Source organism: Legionella clemsonensis (assembly GCF_002240035.1).
GTDB classification, from domain to species: domain Bacteria; phylum Pseudomonadota; class Gammaproteobacteria; order Legionellales; family Legionellaceae; genus Tatlockia; species Tatlockia clemsonensis.
This window is the reverse complement of record NZ_CP016397.1, coordinates 1,575,415-1,594,468: the sequence shown is the minus strand read 5'-3', so window position 1 is coordinate 1,594,468 and position 19,054 is coordinate 1,575,415. Positions and strand designations below refer to the sequence as shown.

Below are 19,054 nucleotides of genomic sequence, written 5' to 3'. Positions count from 1 at the left end.
TCTTTAAGTGACTATGTCGCTTTCAGGATGATTTGATAAGGGTATTCCGCTGTGAAAGCGGAATACCTGGTCTTCTGAAACGATTAATTGATTTTCAATCAGCAGAAAAAAATTAACACGCTTCTCAATATCACCTCCGTACAGTTTTGCGAGGCGTAAATAATTCTGAAAATGACGGGATTCTGATTTCACCAAAGACGCATAAAATTTTTCCAACTGAGGATCATTCAATACTGACAGTAGGGAATGAAAACGCTCGCACGAACGGGCTTCGATGATTGCTCCCACAATTAACTGATCACTTAAACGCTCCTTGCATCCTCCTTTAGTAACATGCTGATGCATTTTCTGAGCATAATTGGAGGGTTGTAATGGCCCAAAATTAATTTCACGTTGGTTCATGAGGTCGATGACCTTTTCAAAATGTAATAATTCTTCTCGAGCCAGCGGTGACATGACTGCCACCAATTCCTTCTTTTCTGGATATTTGCTTATAAAGTTTACGGCAGTTGCTGCAGCTTTGCGCTCACAATGGGCATGATCAATTAAAAGGAGAGGTAAATTCTCTGCTGCTGCTTCTAACCACGTGTTGGGGGTGGGAACACGAAGAAAATCAATTAAAATTTGCAAATCACTGACAATTGGGCTTAGCATGATAAGTTACACTATACTATTTAAAAATAGTGCGTTTTATATCACAGACTGTTACAAAATCATATTGGATGAGCAATGAGTGTAGAGAAAGCAGAAGTAGAGAATGACTTATCGGAGTGGTTATCAACTTATGGTTTGGTCACGGTTGAACGGATAATGGAGCGGTATAATATTCGGCTTCAGCAAGAGGATTTAATTAGTGTCATAAAAAACCCTAATACTTTCTATCACCAATTAGTGCGTGTCCCTTTAAAAAATGTATTAAACGGCATTATTTTACAACAAGCTCATGATTACCAGGTGTACGCTCAAAAATTATTCGTTGATTATTTATTGTCAGGGGAATCAAGCAAAAGTGCAGATTCTCCTGGGGGATACACACGAGAGGATTTGGAAAAAGAGCGTCAAGTACTAATAAAATTGGGTGAGGAATTTCATGAGAAGGAGTTAGTGCATACTCGTCTAATCGCTGATAGTCAAAAACATCTTATAAAACAGGTTGAAGAATGGCAGAAAATTTTATTACAAGCAGCAAAAAAAATTAAAAACGCCTTGCAATTGCAGCAAATCTCTGTAAATGAAAATGTCGTTATTCAAGCCATTAATATTTTATTAATTACGCAGGATGTCAGTAAGGGATCAGATGTAGCTTTAAACGAAGAGGGGTGGGTTCGTGTTGAAAAAATTGTTCAACAAAAACTTTCTGAGGAATTAAGGCAACTATTTGTTGAGCAAATTGCCACACTGCGAAATTTTATGTCAGAAACAGACTCTTTATTGCATGAGTTTATTGATAAAATAGCTGCGATGACCTCTGCTCTGCGAAATTTTCGCACGCAATTTTATAATTTAATCTTAAAAATAACAGAACTTATTCGTCAACTTCCAGAATATCGCGCTAATCCTGTGCAAACGGAAGAGAACCGTGAATCCCTCCATTTTGACACGGCTATTGGTGAGCAAGAATAAGAGCGCTTGTTGTAAGGACTATGTGTGGCTTTGGGAATGAAGGAAGAGTATGGCGGGGCTCTCGTTAATGGAGTAACTTGGCATGAAAAAAATTAATTAGCCAGTGAACTTACATCTCGTGTATAATACAGCGCTTTTAACCGCAAGTAATTGGAGTACGTTATGGCAAATGAATTAACTTTATCTATTATTAAACCTGATGCAGTAGCAAAATCAGTGATTGGACAAATTTATTCCCGTTTTGAAAATGCAGGATTAAACATTGTTGCGGCAAAAATGAAGCAATTGACTCGTCAGGAAGCAGAGGGTTTTTATGCCGTGCATAAGGAGCGTTCTTTTTTCAATGATCTGGTATCATTCATGAGCTCTGGTCCTGTGATGATTCAGGTTTTACAAGGCGAAAATGCAATTACTAAAAACCGCGAGTTGATGGGTGCGACCAATCCCAAAGAAGCTGCGCCAGGGACAATTCGTGCTGATTTTGCAGACAGTATTGATGCGAATGCAGTTCATGGTTCAGACAGTGCAGAAACTGCGACACAGGAAATTGCCTTTTTCTTTGAGCCTCATGAAATTTGCAAAAGATAATTGACTGCTGAGGTATCAATGAATCAGAAAATCAACCTTTTGAATTTCAATTACCAACAAATGCGTAGCTTTTTTAGTGACTTAGGTGAAAAGCCTTATCGTGCACAACAAGTGATGCAATGGATTCATCAGGTTGGTTTTCATGAGTTTTCACAGATGAGTAACCTGGGGAAGGCGCTGAGAGAAAAGCTAGCCCAAATAGCTGAAATTCGCTTGCCAGAAATAGTCACTTGTCAGAAATCCAGCGATGGAACTCACAAGTGGTTGTTAAAACTTGACTGTGGTAACTGTATAGAAACTGTTTTTATTCCTGAGACCAACAGAGGGACATTATGTGTTTCCTCTCAAGTAGGTTGTGCATTAAATTGTAGCTTCTGTTCTACTGCAAAACAGGGTTTTAATCGTAATCTAAGTACAGCAGAAATTATTGGACAAGTATGGCTCGCAGTTAGAGAGTTATCGCAGCAACAAGGCATTCATGACAAAAGAATTACTAATGTGGTAATGATGGGGATGGGGGAACCTCTGCTTAATTTTGACAATGTCGTTGCTGCGATGGATATTATGATGGATGATTTTGCTTACGGTTTATCTAAACGAAGAGTCACTTTAAGTACCTCTGGTGTGTTACCAGAATTGCAAAAATTGCGCGAGGTGAGTCCTGTTGCCTTAGCCGTTTCCTTGCATGCCCCTAATGATAGTTTACGCAATGAGTTAGTGCCAATAAATAGAAAATATCCTCTCGCTGAATTAATGGCTTTATGCAAAACTTATTTTAAAAATGAGCCTAAACGAAAAGTTACTTTTGAATATGTGATGTTAAAAGGGGTAAATGACCAACCAGAACATGCAGAACAACTCATTAAATTACTAAGAGATGTGCCTGCGAAGGTTAACCTTATTCCCTTTAATCCCTTTCCTTTGACACAATATGAACGCTCTTCACAAGCCACTATCGATGCGTTTCGGGATAAACTCATTGCAAAAGGAATTAATACCATTACCCGCAAAACACGAGGTGATGATATCGATGCTGCTTGCGGTCAACTGGCTGGTGATGTCAAAGACAGAACCAGTCGCTCAGCGCGGTGGCAAAAATTACATTTTGTTTCGTCAAAAGAGCCGATGGCAACAAAATAGTACCCTCGGAAATCAAAGGATTTTGAAAGATGTTCAATCTTACGGGTAACTACACCGACAAATATCAACTCACTATGGCGCAAGTTTATTTTTTAAAAGGATCAAAAGAGCAAGCCGTATTTGATTATTTTTTTCGTAAACTTCCTTTTAATGGAGGCTATGCCGTTTTTGCTGGTCTACATGACTTATTGAGTCTACTTGAGAATTTTTGCTTTAAAAGAGAAGAAATTGACTATCTTAAAGAGCAGGGTTTTGATGCTGGTTTTCTCGCCTACTTAAAAAATTTTCGTTTCAAAGGCAATATCTATTCCTGTTGGGAGGGAGAAATAGTTTTTCCAGTTTGCCCCATTGTAACGATTGAGGCGTCTATCATTGAAGCACAAATTGTAGAAACAGTTCTTCTAAATTTATTAAATTTTCAAACACTGATTGCAACAAAGGCCAGTCGTATGCGCTATATAGCAGGAAAACGCAAACTAATTGAATTTGGTTTGCGAAGAGCACAAGGCACTGGGGGGCTTTATGCAAGTCGTGCTGCAATTATAGGTGGATTTAATGCTACCAGTAATGTTTACGCTGGGCAAAGCTATAAACTCCCTATTTCAGGAACAATGGCCCATTCATTTGTACAACATTATGATAATGAATTAGAGGCCTTTCGCGATTTTGCTACTTTCTGGCCCGAAGATTGTGTCTTATTAGTGGATACTTATAACACGCTGGAAAGTGGACTCCCTAATGCCATTACGGTTGGCAAAGAAATGCAAGCAAGAGGACAGCAATTGAAGGGAATTCGACTGGACAGCGGTGATTTAGCTTATTTGGCCAAGGTCGCACGTGAAATGCTTGATGAAGCTGGCCTGCATCAGGTGCAAATTATTGCCTCTAACCAATTGGATGAATATGTGATTAAAAGTTTAATTGATCAAGGCGCTCCTATTGATGCTTTCGGCGTGGGCACTAATTTGGCTGTAGGACATCCTGATGCAGCACTGGACGGTGTGTACAAATTAGCCTTTGCGAATCATAAACCACGCATTAAGTTATCCGAAAATATTAATAAAATTACCTTGCCTAATAAAAAACAGGTTCTTCGTATTCTTGATGAGGAAGAAGCTTTCTTTGGGGCAGATGCTATTGTTATAGAGGGCGAAAAAAATATTACCAGAATGCATCATCCTTTTGATGTTTCAAGATCTCTAAATCTGCAAAACTTTAAAAAGCAACCTCTATTACAAAAAGTAATGGAAAATGGCAAGTCGTTAGTAGCTACAACAGCACTTTCCAATATAGCACAATATAGCCAAGAGAGATTTAGCCAACTACCTGAAGAATATAAAAGATTTGATAACCCCCATATTTATAAGGTTGGGTTAAGCTCACAACTTAGAGATGAACGTAATGCATTAATAGAAAAGTATAAGAGGCTATGAACACATTAATTATTCTTGATGTACAAAATGATTTTTTACCTGGAGGCAGTCTTGCTGTCCCCCAGAGTGACTCTATTATCCCGGTTATAAATCAACTACTGCCTAGCTTTGAACTGGTGGTGGCCACCCAGGATTGGCACCCCGCTAATCATAAAAGTTTTGCCTCCAATCATCCAGGTAAAAAACCGTTTGAAAAAATTATCTTGCAGGGCATAGAGCAAACTTTATGGCCTGATCATTGTGTACAAGGAACATCTGGAGCAGAACTTCATCCCAAGCTGGAAATCCGCCCAATTGAAGCCATCTTTCGAAAAGGAACAGAGCCTGAAATTGATAGTTATAGCGGCTTTTATGATAACGGTCACTATAAAAGTACAGGTTTATCTGGTTATTTAAAAGCCAAAGATGCCCATGAGCTCTTTTTTTGTGGTCTATGCGCAGATATTTGCGTTTATGCCACTATTAAAGATGCGTTAGCTGAAGGTTTTCACTGTACTTTAATAGAGGATGCTACTGCTCCTCTTAGCTATAGCGCCTTTGTGAAAATAAAAGAAGAGTTAGTCAGCAAAGGAGTACGTTTTTTAAAAAGTAACCAATTAATTGGTTGAGGCATAAGATTGCAATAATTACAACTCATCCAATTATAAATGCAGGGCAATGTATTGAGTTTTAAGCACAATAGTTATTTTTTTACCTATTATGGTGAAAGGTTTATTTTTTATAAAGGTAATTTTGCCACAGGACAAATTAAAAAATCTTGAATGCGCCAGCTCAATTGATGGATTTCCTTTATAGCCTTATCAATGTTGATGAGTAAACTCTCTTCTGTTTTAGGGACCACTAAGGCTTCTCCAAAATAGACGCGTCCATCTTCTCGTATCCTAAGCTTTACTTCTTTTACCCAAGGTAACTGTTTTAAGTAGTCCAGGGTGGTATTGATAATGGGATCTTCTTTTTTACCGTCAATTTCTGTAGGCGTTTCATCCATAAGAGTAAAGGCAGCATTTTTTGTGTTAGTAAAACCATCTTTTATAATACCTAAGGAAATAAAAATTGCTATTAAGGCATCACTCCACCACCATCCAATACTGATACCAATAACACCAAAAATGGCCCCTAGTGCCGCTACCCAATCTGCCCGGTTAGTATGCCCATCCACATATAATATTTTATCGTGTAAAATTTTAGCCAATTTAATTTTAAACCTTCCCAGGAAAAAAGGTGCCACTATTTTATATAGCATAATCAAAAAGATTAGATAACCGACCCAGATTGTGTAGCCCCAAAGGGTAATATAAGGGATAGTAGGGTGTGTCTGTTTGATTAAAACATGCAATCCATCAATCAATAAAAATAAGCCAATAACCATTAATGCCGCAGAACCAAGTAAAAAAGCAATTTTTACTGAATTGTGAAAACCATAGGGAAAACGTGCACTTGAGGGACGTACAAAAATTTTTGAGGTCACTAAGAAAGATATTGGCGCTGTGAGACTTAAAATGTCTTCAAGCCATACCGTTTTCATGGTTTGAATATTACCCATAACAAGAAATTCAAGAATGATAATTGACACAAGATAGGCAATTGACCACCATTCAACTCGTTTAGCTTTATTGAAATGAGGGACTAAATCATCAGGAAATTCAAAATCTCTGGTTTTATACATAGCCATCCATGCCTAACTTACTATTCCTTCATTAAATTTAAAAGATATGCAACATATACTATAATGCTCTTTCCTGGAAGTGATCACACCAGAAAATTACTATAACACAAAGTACATCATTCTTTTAGAGAATTAAATGGCTAATTGGCGTTTAGCCATGGTTTGAAATAATCCCTCCTCCCTCATTAGGTCAGCATAAGAGCCTGATTGAATAATTTCCCCTTGATGCATGACTAATATTAAATCGGCTTTTTCAATTGTAGTCAATCGATGTGCAATGACAAGGCGTGTCACATTTAACCTCTCCAAACTCTCAATAACAATAGCCTGGGTAAGATTATCCAGAGAGCTGGTTGCCTCATCGAAAAATAAAATTCGCGGATTTTTAGCAAGAGCTCTTGCTATTAATACACGCTGACGTTGTCCACCGGATAATGTCCCACCACGTTCAGAAATCACAGTATGCATTCCCATGGGCATTTTCCGGATATCATCCGCCAACCCAGCTTTTTCTGCAGCTAACCAAGCGTCTTCCTGAGTTAGTGGGGCAGAGCCTACAATATTATCAAATAACGTGCCTGATATTAAAAAACTGTTTTGTAGCACAACACCACATTGCTCACGAACTCGTTGAATATTTAATTGCTTGATATCATGGTCATCAAAGAAAATATTACCCTGATCAGGTTTTTCAAAGCCTAACAGAAGACGTAGGAGAGTGGACTTTCCTGATCCTGATGGACCTGTTACAGCAACATATTGTCCAGGTTCAATAGAAAAAGATACATTTTTAACCACTATTTGTTCTTTAGTGTAGGCGAATCGTAGCTGATCAACTTCCAATTTTCCTTTTAAAGTTCCTGGGTCACGTTTTCCGGCATGGATTTCCGGCGTATTTTCAATAATAGGTGTTAAGTGCTTCATGATGGGAATACTATTGATAACCGTGCTAATCGCGTCAGTCATTGCCAACATGCCAGCAGCAAATTGGCCAAGTGCAGCATTAAATGCCAGAAAAATACCCAAGCCAAAAGGATTTTCACGATTAATAAATTGGGCAAAAATGACTACAGATAATAAAGGTAGCCATAAAGCATTTAAACTGGATAATAACGCATTATACCAATTGGCCTTATAAGTTTCATTTTTTATTTGGCTATTTTTTATCGCCCATAAAGAAAACGCTGTTTTTTCGCGGCCTGTCGCTTGAATTTTTCCAATGCCCCGAGCAATTGAATGACCATCCCGGAAAGCTCACTGCTAATAGCAGTGACCGATTTGTAATGGGAAAATTGTCGTTTGCTAATGAACAAAGTGTACATACAAATGAGAAGAATTATGAGTGTGGCAGTAAAAGCTAATCCTCTGTCATAATAAAATAATAGGACCAAGCTAAAGAGTGAAAAAACGCCGCTTAGAAGCGAGCTTATTACTACTCCAGCCATAATTTGCCGAACGCTACTGGCTGCCATTGCTCTTTTAGCTAAATCGCCGCTAGTAAACTCACGAAAAAAGGTAGCAGGAAGACGGATAAGTCGATCCCAAATGGCAATTTCAAGATTAAGATTTAATTTACTTCCAATTCGAAGTACGGTAATTGCACGAACAAGTTCAAATAGACTGGCGGAAAGAGCTGCTACCGTTAAAGCTAAAACAATCTGCTTGAGTTGTGAAAAATCTCCCGCTGGAACTACTTGCTCAAATAAAACACCGGTAAACCACGGAGGGACAAGACTAAGGATTGCTGCTAAAGAACCTACTATGACTAAACGTAGGAGGTCACGCCGACAGCCTTGAAAAGAAAAAGAAATTAAGTCTCGAATTTTTAGTTTTTTTGGCGGTAGTGGACAGTATATTTGCCAAGCGGTTAATGCAAAAAATTGAGCCTCTTTCGCTGTAAGTTTTTTTCTTATTCCCTCCAGTGGATTAATCAGGATCAGACCATAAGTTAATTTGGGAAGAGCTAAATAAAAACCTGTTTCATTTGGTTTTTGGAGCAAAACGGGATGGGTGACACTGCGCCACCATTTTCCGCCAAGTTGCACCTGGCGAACTTGCATGCCTGTTTTCTGTGTAATTTCTTCAATAGTTTTAATGTGAAGAAATTCAGGAATTGTCAGCTGATAAAATTGTGCTACATGTTGGACACAAAATGTTAAAGTATTTTTTCGTCCCGCTTTGCCAATAATCGTGTGGGGTTGCAAGGTAGAAAGCATTTGCATATAGGCGCGTTTGAGTAAACTATTTTCAATTTTTTTCCTTATGATTACTCGGTGTTTTTCGGTTTGCCGAATCAAATGAGTCGTCTGGATTAGTAATTCATGGATGCTTCTATAAAATTTTAAGGCTGCTGTAGATTTGTTTTGTTGTTCTTTTAACAGTAATGTCTTGGGAGAATCAACGTGGTACTCTTGCAGATAATCAATAAAATGTTGCTGCCATTGACGCAACGCTTCAATATTAATGTCTTTCCAGTCAATCATATTGAGTTCAGCATTAACTGAACAAGAAGCCAGCAGTTGCCAGGTTGAATTTATCTTACTCAATTTTAACCCAATTAAGAGCTCACCAGCTTGCCAACGTCCTATGGGATATCGCTTACCCGATTCGATGCCCTCTGTAGGAACCAAAAAAAGATTAACGCTGCCTTTGATAATCAGATAGTTATAATCCAGCTTAAGTAAATCAAACTCACGAACAGAAGAATGAAAAATTGATTTATCCTCATGCATTATTAAGCCTCACTTGCCAATAAGTGCCAATAAGCACCTTTCATGGCTAACAAATCTTTGTGTGTTCCTCGCTCAACGACTTGGCCTTCTTCCAGCACAATAATCTCATCTGCGTCACGTATAGTGCTTAGTCGATGGGAGATTATTAAAAGGGTGCAGCCTAATTGTCGCAAATGTGAGTCAATAATTTGTTCCATTTGTGGATCGAGTGCTGAAGTTGCTTCATCCAATATGAGGATACTCGGTTTTTGCAGTAAAGCACGTGCTATTTCCAAACGCTGTCGTTGCCCACCACTAAAATTGGATCCTCCCTCATTCATCATACTTTCATAGCCTTGCTCTCGCTCACCAGCAATGGCTTCATGCATTAAAACTGCTTTGCAGGCATTGAGAATTTCTTCGTCAGCAATGGTAGGATTCCATAAAGTTAAATTATCTTTTAATGTAGCATGAAACAAGTTAATGTCTTGATCAACACTGGCAATTGAATGCGTTTTTATTTCATTAGGGATGCTTTGCAGCGGTCTATCGTCAATGAATATATTACCTGTCCATGGCTCATAGTGGCCTAATAAGAGTTTGCCAATAGTCGATTTACCACTTCCCGAACTACCAACAAGTGCTACTCGTTTTCCTGGCTTGATTTCCAATGAAAAATTAGTCAACAGAGGTTTAGCTAAAGGGCTATAGCCAAAAGTAACTTTATCAAAAACGACATGACCTGTTAATTTATGATGTTTGGGAAATTCACGGGATTGTGGCTTAAGATAACGTGGCGCCAATCGATGAGAGGTAATATCTTCTATAGTGAATAAATCAGCTGAAATTTCCTGTACTTTTCCAGCCAGCATCACCAACATTTTTATAGGGGAAATGAAACCTCGATACAAAATTTGAAAACCAATCACTGTGCCAATGGTCATTTCTCCAAGAATAGTTAACCAAGCACCGACTCCCAAAATAATGGTATTGGTAAGTAAATCCAGCGCTAGAGGGATTAGTGATGAAGAATCCCTTGTCCAGCCTAATTGTTGTTCTGCTAGTAAATGATTGGCATGCATCCCGCTAAACTTACGGAAAAAATCATTTTCAGCACCTGAGGCTTTGTAAGTTTCTATCAATTGTAGTCCGCTTACAGCAGTACTCATTAAGCCATTAATTGCTTTGGTTTGACGTTGACTTTCACTGGCACGTCGATTGGCGATGAGTAGTAGGGTTACAATATTAATAAGAGTAGTGAATATAACTAGAAGCGTTAGCGGTAGGCTAAGCAGGAATAGAACAAGGAGATAAATCAGTGCTAACATTAAATTAACTATATTTGTGCCAAACTGCTGGGAAACTAAATTGGCTATGGCATCACTGGATTGCAGTCGATTAAAAATATCGCCCAGATAGCGTTGAGTAAAAAAAGACATCGGGAGACGCAATAAATGCCAGAAAAAGGCAGAACCATTAACCAATGCCATTTTAGTTTCAAGGCGCCCAAGCATGATTCGTTGATACCAGGTTAAAAGGCCGCTAAAAATTGCCGCAATGATTAAGCCCAACAGAACGGGTCTCTGCCAGTTAGTGAGTTGTTGTACTAACACTTCATCGATGAAAATTTTATTAAGTGCTGCAATGGCAATCCCTGGAATAGCCAGGGATAAAGTAGCTAACACGATAAAACTTACTGCTGCCTGAGAATGACGCAAACGATTAAATAAGCTGGGTAAAATTTTAGGTTTATGACCTGCTTTTATAAATGATACACCCGGTTTTAATTCCAGAATAACGCCTGTAAAGCCTTCATCAAATTCCTCCCAGCTTAGGGTACGTGAGCCATAGGCAGGATCATTAATATAAACGGAACGCTTGCTTGCTCCTTCTAAAACAACAAAATGATTAAATTCCCAATGAATAATTGCAGGTAGTTGAGAGTAAACGATTTCCTCTGGTTCAATACTGTAAGCTTCAACGTCCATTCCATGCTTTTCAGCAGCTCGGAAGATATTGTCAGCTCGACTCCCATCTCGAGAAACACCACAATCATTTCGTAGCACATCAAGGGAAACCCATTTGCCATAGTAAGCTAGTACAATGCCAAGCGCGACAGCGCCGCATTCGACAGCTTCTATTTGTAGAATGGTCGGGGTTTTTTTTATTCGATTAATCAATCTGTCAAATAACATGATGCTTTAGTCTAGTCCTAAAAATTGTTTAATCGCTGGTATGACCAAAGTAATCGGGGGCTGTGTTTTGGTAACAATATCGGCAGTGCATAGGGTACCATTTGTAATAATCATATTAGGCCCTCTTGAGGTAGTCCATTTAAAATGACTTGGTGTGTTCGCTTCTATTAAATTAATACGCACATAGAGCTGAGGACCTTCTTTTGTAAAATCCTCTACTAATTTTTCGTTGGATAAAACGGCCATCATGCTGCTATGGGTGCTGGGGAAACTGGCCACATTTTCAACAATCCCTAAAATACTACCATACTCTTGTTTTTTGACAGTACTGGGTACAACATGGGCTACCATGCCAGGAAGAATAATTTTGCCCATCCCTGCAGGTACATAAACAGCTGCATCTACTGTTTCTGCATAGGGCTCTATATCCATAATTTTACTACCTGCCTGAACGATTTCACCTGGTTTACCTAGGATATTAATTACTTCGCCATCCACAGGGCTTACAATAATGCTATGTACTTTAAGTTTTTTCTGGATAAGTGCAAGCTCCATTTGAGCCTGCAGAATGCGATTTTTAAGCTCATTTAGTCGTTGTTGATTAGTTTCTGCACGCCGTTTAAACTCGATGAGGTTATCGGTCATTTTCTTTTGGATTTCATCGCGCTCCTGTATTTCTTTAAAATAGTTACTTTTTAATAAGGCTAATTCTTGCCTCGATATCACTTTATCTACTAGTTTTTCGCGTTCTTCAAGGGCTTTCCTCAAATATTCTAAATGTAGATTGGCATTTTTCAGATCATTTGCCCAATTTGCCTGTAGAGCTGCATTTCTTTCCTGCTCAAGTTTAAAATCTTTTTGAATAAATTGTTGTAAATCATTAAGCTGTCTTTGTAGAGTAACAAGAAGTTGTTGCTTATTTTCTAATTCTAAATTAAGAAGAGGGAGTTTAAGTGTGGCTAATTGTTGGCCTTTTTTGACCAGCTCGCCGATTTGTACGTCAACAGTTAATAGACGTCCTGAATCTTCAGCAATAGCATCATAAATTTTTTGACCACCACTAATTAAAATACCATTCCCTGATACCCTGGTATCAATACGACCCCATATAGACCAAGCAACAATCATCAAGAGAAGTATTGCCAAACCTAAAAGAATTAGCCAATTTAATGGGGAAACAATGCGAAAAAGGTTATCAAGTTTTTCGGGATTATTTAACCGAAGCAGACTTTTCTCTCGAAACAATTTGGGCATAGAACAATGTATTCCTATTACTATCCATGTTTCCAGTATATCTCTGATATTTAAAGATTTCGACTTTATAAAACTGTTTTTAAATCATGGAGTAATAGGAATAGCATCTCCTCATTTTCACGAAGTTCCCTCGCCTGGCTTAGACTAAATTTGTATCATTCACCTTCAGCAGAATAATTTTCTTATCCTGATTACTGGTTAAAGAAACATGAATATAGTGATTTTTCATTAATTTTTTGGCGATATCTAGTGCTTCTGTTTTTGTTTTGTCTTTCTTCAGACGAAGCCAGGTATACAATGTTAGGAAGGAGCCATCATTATGATTTTTATAAAAGGCATTATGAGAAATAATACCACTCTTGCCACTCAGGTTATTGGGCTCTAGATATTCATAACCTGTGGTCATTACAAAAAAATTCTTGTCATTGCGTTCGGCCTCTGCAGGGATGTCTGCAGCTTTAAAAGTCCAGACATCTTTTACTTCTTCATAAGACACCAGTTGCAGCCAGGTATCATCAATAGAAGGGAAAAGATTGTAGATGGAGATACCGCTGATGGATTGCAATTTTGTGGGTAAATCGACAGTTAACCATTTTACAAGCTCCACCTCTTTTTCAAGTTGATCAAGAGAAGGGGGGACACGATAAATGTTGAAACCATATCCCCAAAATGTCCATAAATAGCCATTTGCTTCCTTGTAAGTTTCTTTTTGGGTGGCAGTGAGAGAAGATTCTTTTGCAGGGATACCTTCACCGCCATTGTTGGTAGAAGATGATAGCCATCCACGGTTGACAAATTCTATACCAATACTGGTGGTGTTCATGCCGGACCCGTGATTCTCAAATTCAACCAAATCATTAAATTGCAGGATAGTGGCATCTCGCTTCACAGACATATGAGCGGTTTCATTGTTGGAATCGTCAAAGCCATCACCTGATTCCGCTGCTGTTTCATGCAACACTAAATGCCTAATACCAAAAGGATCACGATAAGCGTTTTTACGTCGATTATGAACAACTGAACTGTTTGTTTTCCAATCTTTATAATTGGTTATGTCAGAGATACCTGTATTAAATTCTACCATATTAATTACGATGGTTTCCGAGCTTGCGGGATTGTATTCATTCAAATTTTTCACGATATCGGCTTCAGTTGGATCAGCGCCTTCACTGGCATTTATTTTTTCAAGAAAATGAACCACCTGTGTTGTGGGCTGTAAATCACTGTCCGTAATGAGTGCTTTAAATGCATTCGAAAATTCTTCAAAGGATTGCACCAGTTTTTTACCCTGATTTGGATCAATGATTTCTATCGATTTCAAATCAGTACTTATGCCTGTGATAATGAGTGCATGAGCAGAAAATCCCTTGGTTTCATCAGCATCAGTCGTTACCCATAGCGGTCCATATTCAATGAGCCAGTCGCGGTAATTTTGTGCGGTATAGCTAGCAAGAGGTTCACCTTTCATGCCAAGCGAGCTGATAAAATTTTGTTTTTCAGTATAGGGTAAACCTGCTTTTTGATTGTAATAATTGAGGTATTGAGGTCCTGCTTTAGCAAGCACTTCTTCAATGGTGTAATTTTTACCATCTTTCCAGCGCAACATCATGGTGGCTACGGTTGCCCAACATGCATTACTATTTTCCTGTTTTATTGGACTAATTCCACCTTTACCGATTCGCGTCTCTATTGTTGGTCCAGAAGTACCACCGCCATCAAATTTGGTATTAACTTTAGTGCCATCAGGCTTGGTAATTGCAACTTCACCACTTTTACTATTACTAACCTTATCCAAATTTTTATTAATGCCTTCTTGAAGTTTGTCAGCATTGGCATCTTTAGGCGGCTGGTTAGTATTGGCTCCTGCTCCCAGGTAAGCATTCAGTGCCTTTTCAGTGAGCTCCATCTTTTGTTTTGGATCCAAATTGGGATTACTATTGATTGCCTTAATCGCATTATCCAAGCGTTTATCCATCATTTTTTGAACTTCCAATTTGGCCGCTTCCTGTCCAAAAGTCTTTGTTGCGTCGTAAGAGGCCTTCAACGCTTCAAGTGCATTGGTTTGATTTTGGGAAAGACCGGTAATATCTCTAAATGCATCACCTTTACCTAATAAGGATAAGGTAGCACCTAAGCCAGTTGGATCAGGAGCGTTCGGCGCATTTTGAATATTGACCATAGGATTTGGAAACGCTGCGGGTTGCAAATTACCTGGTTCTGCGCGACGACTTTCTGTACTGACAGGGTTGATGGCGGTAGGACTATCAGGAATAGGAGATTCTTCCCAACGCCAGAATCGACTTTCATCTTTTTCTTCACAGGAATTACAAGCCCCCATCATCGCTTCTGCGTAAACTCCTTTGGTTGGAATACTAATACTAATTGGATCACCTGCTGCTACCATATAGTAATCTGTTAATGAATCAGCTGTACCAAAATTTGGATCGAGATTTAAACCATGGGCAACGGGAAATACTAGGCTGTTCCCAACGATGCCAATAAGTTCATTTTCTACAAGAGATGCTAAGCTTCGCCCTAGTCCTTTACCAGGTAAAATGATTCCATCTAATAATAAGAAGCGTCTTTCTGGAGACATTCTAAGCCAGATAGCCTTATGATAATACTCCAGATTATCGTTAAGATGATCGAGTAAATTATTAATTAGGGCTATATCATCTTTACGGGGATCGCGCAGTTCGTCAACAGTTGGTCCTGCATAGAGAGTAACTCCATCGCTGGGAGATAAATCATCATAAATACTCTGATAACGACATAAAAAGCCTTCGTAATGACTTGTTTTATAGCGGATAAAGCCTGAAGTTACTATTATTGATGAAAACTCAGGTAGTATATTGTTAGTACCGCAGCGAATTTTAATGTAATGCACCTTATCTCGACTAAATTGAGAAGGTCCCATAAAGCGCACGGAAACGTTCAGTGTTCCCTCCTTGCGATAGCGAGAAGTAAGTGTGGTATCAAAATTCATTGATGAAATTTCATTACCAGTTTCATCGGCAACATGAAAGGTGAGGGCTCCAACAAAAGAGGTTGCTATTTTTTCTCCCAGTAAGCGATGAAAAACTTCGTCTTTATTTTTGGCATTTTTTAAATGATGATCGTAAAAACCTTTAGGTGTATCGGCCCCTAGAAATGGAGTCAGGCTTTGCCAATTTGCTTCATTAATGTCTTCAACCATTTTCTTCTGATAGCCAATAATCATATTTTGCCCACCATAAATAGGCTTGGAGTAGTCATCAACTTCTACCGATTTATCTTCAGGTCTACGGATAATAAATTTAATTTGAAAGTTACCTGAGGCATTGAGAATCTTTTCAGAAGCGAAAGTGCCAGCAGGAAAATTGCTGTCAATCCATTTATTTTTAATGCGTGCTGCTGCTTCAAAACCCTTAGATAGTGAGGGATTAAGCAGTGCTGCATGAAGGCTTTCCTTCCAGCGCAGTAGCTTGTTCAGTTCAAATTGACTCATCAGCAGAGGAACAAAGAGACATTCTCTTGCTTCCGCAAAGCGTTGACGAACTTTGAAGTGGCGTAAGACTTCAAAATATTGAATAGTAACCGCATGACAATGATTATAATTAGCTACTGTTTCGGAAGAGACTTCAAAGCGCTCTCCCTGTGAAACTGTTTGTATGACTGAAGAGCGTTGACTACGAACAGCATTAGCCGATTGCATAATCCTGTCTCTTATTTTTTGTAAATCACTCGCAGAAGTTTGTCTTAGGCTATTTTGTGAGGCACTAGACCCAGAATGTCCAACACCGCCAGAGACGCCAAAAAGCATGCCACCGATAACGCCACCGATGCCAGCGCTTGCACTGGCTGTAGTGGCACTGGACTTCCCAGAAATCTTTTCCTCGATAACACCTTTGGTAATTTCAAAGATATCTCTATCGCGACTTAGTGAATTGTACAAACTTTCCTCATATTCTAAGGCTTGAATATTGGTGGCTGATTCTCGTCGTTCCCAATCAAAAACAACAATTTGTTTCTTTTGCCCAGGGGCTAAGGGCAAGCTGTAAAGTAAGTCTCCCAAAGAGTAGCCATCGGCAATCCACTCCGACTTAAAGTGCAACAAATGACCATGTGCTACAGAAACAGCTTGATACAGTGTAGGTTCCAAATCCCAATCCACTGTGTTTTCAGTATTCAAAATAATGCGTCCTAATGGTTTTGTTTCTGCATGTGCTACCATTTTCCTAAAACGATGACTTTCATTCATCTCAATAAGATCAACAATATTATCTTTGGTAATGCTTGTTTCTTTCTGTAAAAAATTTTCTAATACATTTCGATTGATTTTTATAGTTCTTAGCGTTTTCACCAACTCATTGTCATCAGAAACATTAGCCGTTGTTTCAGTCGCACGACGACCATTGCCTCTCGTGACTACCTCTGTACGATTACTTCTTTCATTAACTTCTGGTAAATTTATTCGAGCCCGCGCCGACAGATGACTAAAGGCAGGTAGTTTGATAATAGGATCAATGATTTCCCAAATGCGGATGGGATGTTTAGTGAGAATATCATCCAATGTGATGTCATCGTCATCTTCCAACACATAGCCTAAAATTTCAGGTTCTGTCGTTCGTACAAGACTGTAAAAAGAATACTCCTCCAGCACTCGTTTTGTCTCATGCATATCTAAGGATTGACATCCACAATCTTCTTTGTCAGCAATTTCTTCACTTTCAAGTAATTCAACAACTAAAATAACGTTTTTAGGAAAAACATTGGCAGTGCTTTCATCATCAACATGAACAACCTCTAATCGAATAGGCACAAGATTTTCTTTGACTGCATACCCGACGCGCGCTATAGCTGCAGTAAAGGTTCCTTGTGGGTATTCAATGAAAAAATAGCCATTGGCTTCCGTGCGGACGCTGGCAATAGGAACTAAAGGCTCTTCCGGAGCTCGACTGGCTTCAAAAATTATTTGCACATCTTCCAATTTTCTCTTGCCATTTTTTTCAAGTAAGCGTCCATAAACAAACTGTGGTTTGGGTGAAATCATTTCAGGATTAGGTTCGGATAAAACAAGAGGGTTGTAATCAAACTCTATAGTGACAGGGACATTTTCCTTTAGACGGGTAGCGGGAGTAGTCGTTTGTGCAAGAATATTATTTGTCTTAAAAACAACACCAAAAAACACCTCCTTATTGCGAGCCAGATTCGACCCTAAATTGATCGAGATTTCACCTGAAGCGGGGGCTGTATAAAAATCGCTTTGAGGACGAAGTTCCTCCTCGTCAGTTTTCGTAAAATAGGAAACTTGCAGGGCAATGTCACCTTCGGGAATAGTGCCACCGATATTTTTCAATTGGACTGGTATTTTCATAACTATTCGGTTAACTCAAGTAAAATTAGAGTTGCTTCCGCTCCTTGTCTAATGAGTCAATAGATTAACTTCCAGTTAACTAGAGACTCAGAATTTCTTCCGTAGTAATTAAAAATTATAGACAATAAAAATCAAAAAATTTGCGAGACAAAATCGTCTTATTCTATAGCTGTTCGACTTACCTTTATATTCAATAACCGGTTACTCAGTACATTAATACAAAGACCGCTTATCACGAGTAATCCGGCTGCCAGTTTCCAACGCTGAAAAGGCTCACCAAGAATAATGACGGAACTTAAAATTCCAACAACGGGAACTAACAGTGTGAAGGGCACTATCATACTTACTGGATAACGGCTTACCAGCCAGTTCCAAACGCCGTATCCTACCCAAGTGGAAATATAAACAATATAAGCTAAAGAAGAGAGGCCACGCCACGTTAGGTGATTGTAAGTGTTGATCACACTGGTAGCTCCTTCAAAGGTCAGTGTTATGAGAAACATTGGTATAATAGCAACAAAACTGCCCCATACTACGAGAGCAATCATATTAACTTTGGTTGCTTTTTTAGTAATTAAATTACCGATTCCCCAGGTTGCAGCTGAACCTAATATTAAAATAAAACCTAACACGGAAATATTACTATCCAAATGCAAAGCGACTAAGCCAATGCCTATGAAGGCTACAAGAGCACCCAGAATTTGTAAGGGATTGGGTTGCTCTTTTAAAAATACGGAGGCAAAAAATACACTAAAGAAAACCTGTACCTGAATTAGTAAAGAGGCCATTCCAGGCGTCATACCGGCATGCATTCCAAGAAAAAGCAAGGAAAATTGTAAAGCAAACATTATCAGGCCATAAGACAGGACAAGTTTAAAAGGTACTGCCGGAGGTTTTATAAAAAAAACGGCAGGAATACTGGCCAATAGAAATCTTAAAGTACAGAGAAACAACGGGGATATTTCTTCAAGACTTAACTTTACAAAAAGAAAATTAATGCCCCACACAAGAGCAACTAGTAGAGCAAGTAAAATATGAGAAACTGGCATTTTATTAATATCCGCATAATAAGTGCTCTATTTTAACGT

At 38.7% G+C, this 19,054-nt stretch carries 14 protein-coding genes; 6 read left to right on the top strand and 8 right to left on the bottom strand.

Annotated elements, in window-relative coordinates:
• Positions 1–3 precede the first annotated feature (3 nt).
• Positions 4–654: a tRNA-(ms[2]io[6]A)-hydroxylase gene (gene miaE, locus clem_RS06885; RefSeq protein WP_094090957.1), complete on the bottom strand. Its 651-nt coding sequence runs from the start codon at positions 652–654 to the stop codon at positions 4–6.
• Positions 655–729: 75 nt separating this feature from the next.
• Here miaE and clem_RS06880 point away from each other — a divergent pair, with 75 nt between their 5' ends.
• The 5 genes from clem_RS06880 to pncA all read left to right on the top strand — a co-directional run bounded on the left by clem_RS06880 (position 730) and on the right by pncA (position 5,392).
• The gene (locus clem_RS06880) at positions 730–1,623 is read left to right on the top strand and encodes a hypothetical protein (protein WP_094090956.1); all 894 of its coding nucleotides are present in this window, start codon (positions 730–732) and stop codon (positions 1,621–1,623) included.
• 162 nt (positions 1,624–1,785) lie between these two features.
• On the top strand, positions 1,786–2,211 hold the full coding sequence (gene ndk, locus clem_RS06875; protein ID WP_094090955.1) for a nucleoside-diphosphate kinase: 426 nt from the start codon (positions 1,786–1,788) through the stop codon (positions 2,209–2,211).
• A gap of 18 nt (positions 2,212–2,229) precedes the next feature.
• Complete coding sequence (rlmN, locus tag clem_RS06870) at positions 2,230–3,351, top strand: 23S rRNA (adenine(2503)-C(2))-methyltransferase RlmN (RefSeq protein ID WP_094090954.1); 1,122 nt, start codon at positions 2,230–2,232, stop codon at positions 3,349–3,351.
• 29 nt (positions 3,352–3,380) lie between these two features.
• Positions 3,381–4,784, top strand: a complete 1,404-nt coding sequence (locus tag clem_RS06865) for a nicotinate phosphoribosyltransferase (protein WP_094090953.1) — start codon at positions 3,381–3,383, stop codon at positions 4,782–4,784.
• Positions 4,781–5,392 carry a bifunctional nicotinamidase/pyrazinamidase gene (pncA, locus tag clem_RS06860; RefSeq protein WP_094090952.1) on the top strand — a complete coding sequence of 204 codons (612 nt, stop codon included), beginning with the start codon at positions 4,781–4,783 and terminating at the stop codon, positions 5,390–5,392. The genes clem_RS06865 and pncA overlap by 4 nt, the downstream gene beginning before the upstream one ends.
• Before the next feature lie 110 nt (positions 5,393–5,502).
• Here the strand turns inward: pncA and clem_RS06855 are convergent, their stop codons facing one another.
• Positions 5,503–6,450 (bottom strand): cation diffusion facilitator family transporter, encoded by a 948-nt coding sequence (locus clem_RS06855; protein ID WP_157698196.1) that lies wholly within the window; start codon positions 6,448–6,450, stop codon positions 5,503–5,505.
• 132 nt (positions 6,451–6,582) lie between these two features.
• A complete protein-coding gene (locus clem_RS06850) occupies positions 6,583–7,374 on the bottom strand; it encodes an ATP-binding cassette domain-containing protein (protein ID WP_157698195.1) in 792 nt (263 codons plus the stop codon).
• On the opposite strand from clem_RS06850, the gene clem_RS14795 reads away from it, so the two are divergent.
• Positions 7,373–7,588 carry a hypothetical protein gene (locus clem_RS14795; RefSeq protein ID WP_157698194.1) on the top strand — a complete coding sequence of 72 codons (216 nt, stop codon included), beginning with the start codon at positions 7,373–7,375 and terminating at the stop codon, positions 7,586–7,588. The genes clem_RS06850 and clem_RS14795 overlap by 2 nt on opposite strands.
• Before the next feature lie 25 nt (positions 7,589–7,613).
• Here clem_RS14795 and clem_RS06845 read toward each other — a convergent pair whose 3' ends face one another.
• The 5 genes from clem_RS06845 to clem_RS06825 form a co-directional block, all read right to left on the bottom strand.
• Positions 7,614–9,182, bottom strand: coding sequence for an ABC transporter transmembrane domain-containing protein (locus clem_RS06845; protein ID WP_094090949.1), 1,569 nt, complete (start codon positions 9,180–9,182; stop codon positions 7,614–7,616).
• Between the two features lie 2 nt (positions 9,183–9,184).
• A complete protein-coding gene (locus clem_RS06840) occupies positions 9,185–11,356 on the bottom strand; it encodes an NHLP family bacteriocin export ABC transporter peptidase/permease/ATPase subunit (RefSeq protein ID WP_094090948.1) in 2,172 nt (723 codons plus the stop codon).
• Between the two features lie 6 nt (positions 11,357–11,362).
• Positions 11,363–12,610, bottom strand: coding sequence for an NHLP bacteriocin system secretion protein (locus clem_RS06835; protein ID WP_094090947.1), 1,248 nt, complete (start codon positions 12,608–12,610; stop codon positions 11,363–11,365).
• 139 nt (positions 12,611–12,749) lie between these two features.
• Positions 12,750–17,966, bottom strand: a complete 5,217-nt coding sequence (locus clem_RS06830; RefSeq protein WP_094090946.1) for a papain-like cysteine protease family protein — start codon at positions 17,964–17,966, stop codon at positions 12,750–12,752.
• Positions 17,967–18,124: 158 nt separating this feature from the next.
• Positions 18,125–19,015 (bottom strand): EamA family transporter, encoded by an 891-nt coding sequence (locus clem_RS06825; protein ID WP_094090945.1) that lies wholly within the window; start codon positions 19,013–19,015, stop codon positions 18,125–18,127.
• Positions 19,016–19,054 lie beyond the last annotated feature (39 nt).

Bases quoted from the DNA above. Each gene is read 5' to 3' on its own strand.
- clem_RS14795 (WP_157698194.1), top strand. From the start codon at position 7,373: ATGATGGGAATACTATTGATAACCGTGCTAATCGCGTCAGTCATTGCC.
- clem_RS06880 (WP_094090956.1), top strand. From the start codon at position 730: ATGAGTGTAGAGAAAGCAGAAGTAGAGAATGACTTATCGGAGTGGTTA.
- clem_RS06840 (WP_094090948.1), bottom strand. From the start codon at position 11,356: ATGTTATTTGACAGATTGATTAATCGAATAAAAAAAACCCCGACCATT.
- clem_RS06830 (WP_094090946.1), bottom strand. From the start codon at position 17,966: ATGAAAATACCAGTCCAATTGAAAAATATCGGTGGCACTATTCCCGAA.
- miaE (WP_094090957.1), bottom strand. From the start codon at position 654: ATGCTAAGCCCAATTGTCAGTGATTTGCAAATTTTAATTGATTTTCTT.
- clem_RS06850 (WP_157698195.1), bottom strand. From the start codon at position 7,374: ATGAAGCACTTAACACCTATTATTGAAAATACGCCGGAAATCCATGCC.
- pncA (WP_094090952.1), top strand. From the start codon at position 4,781: ATGAACACATTAATTATTCTTGATGTACAAAATGATTTTTTACCTGGA.
- rlmN (WP_094090954.1), top strand. From the start codon at position 2,230: ATGAATCAGAAAATCAACCTTTTGAATTTCAATTACCAACAAATGCGT.
- clem_RS06845 (WP_094090949.1), bottom strand. From the start codon at position 9,182: ATGCATGAGGATAAATCAATTTTTCATTCTTCTGTTCGTGAGTTTGAT.
- clem_RS06835 (WP_094090947.1), bottom strand. From the start codon at position 12,610: ATGCCCAAATTGTTTCGAGAGAAAAGTCTGCTTCGGTTAAATAATCCC.
- clem_RS06855 (WP_157698196.1), bottom strand. From the start codon at position 6,450: ATGTATAAAACCAGAGATTTTGAATTTCCTGATGATTTAGTCCCTCAT.
- ndk (WP_094090955.1), top strand. From the start codon at position 1,786: ATGGCAAATGAATTAACTTTATCTATTATTAAACCTGATGCAGTAGCA.
- clem_RS06825 (WP_094090945.1), bottom strand. From the start codon at position 19,015: ATGCCAGTTTCTCATATTTTACTTGCTCTACTAGTTGCTCTTGTGTGG.
- clem_RS06865 (WP_094090953.1), top strand. From the start codon at position 3,381: ATGTTCAATCTTACGGGTAACTACACCGACAAATATCAACTCACTATG.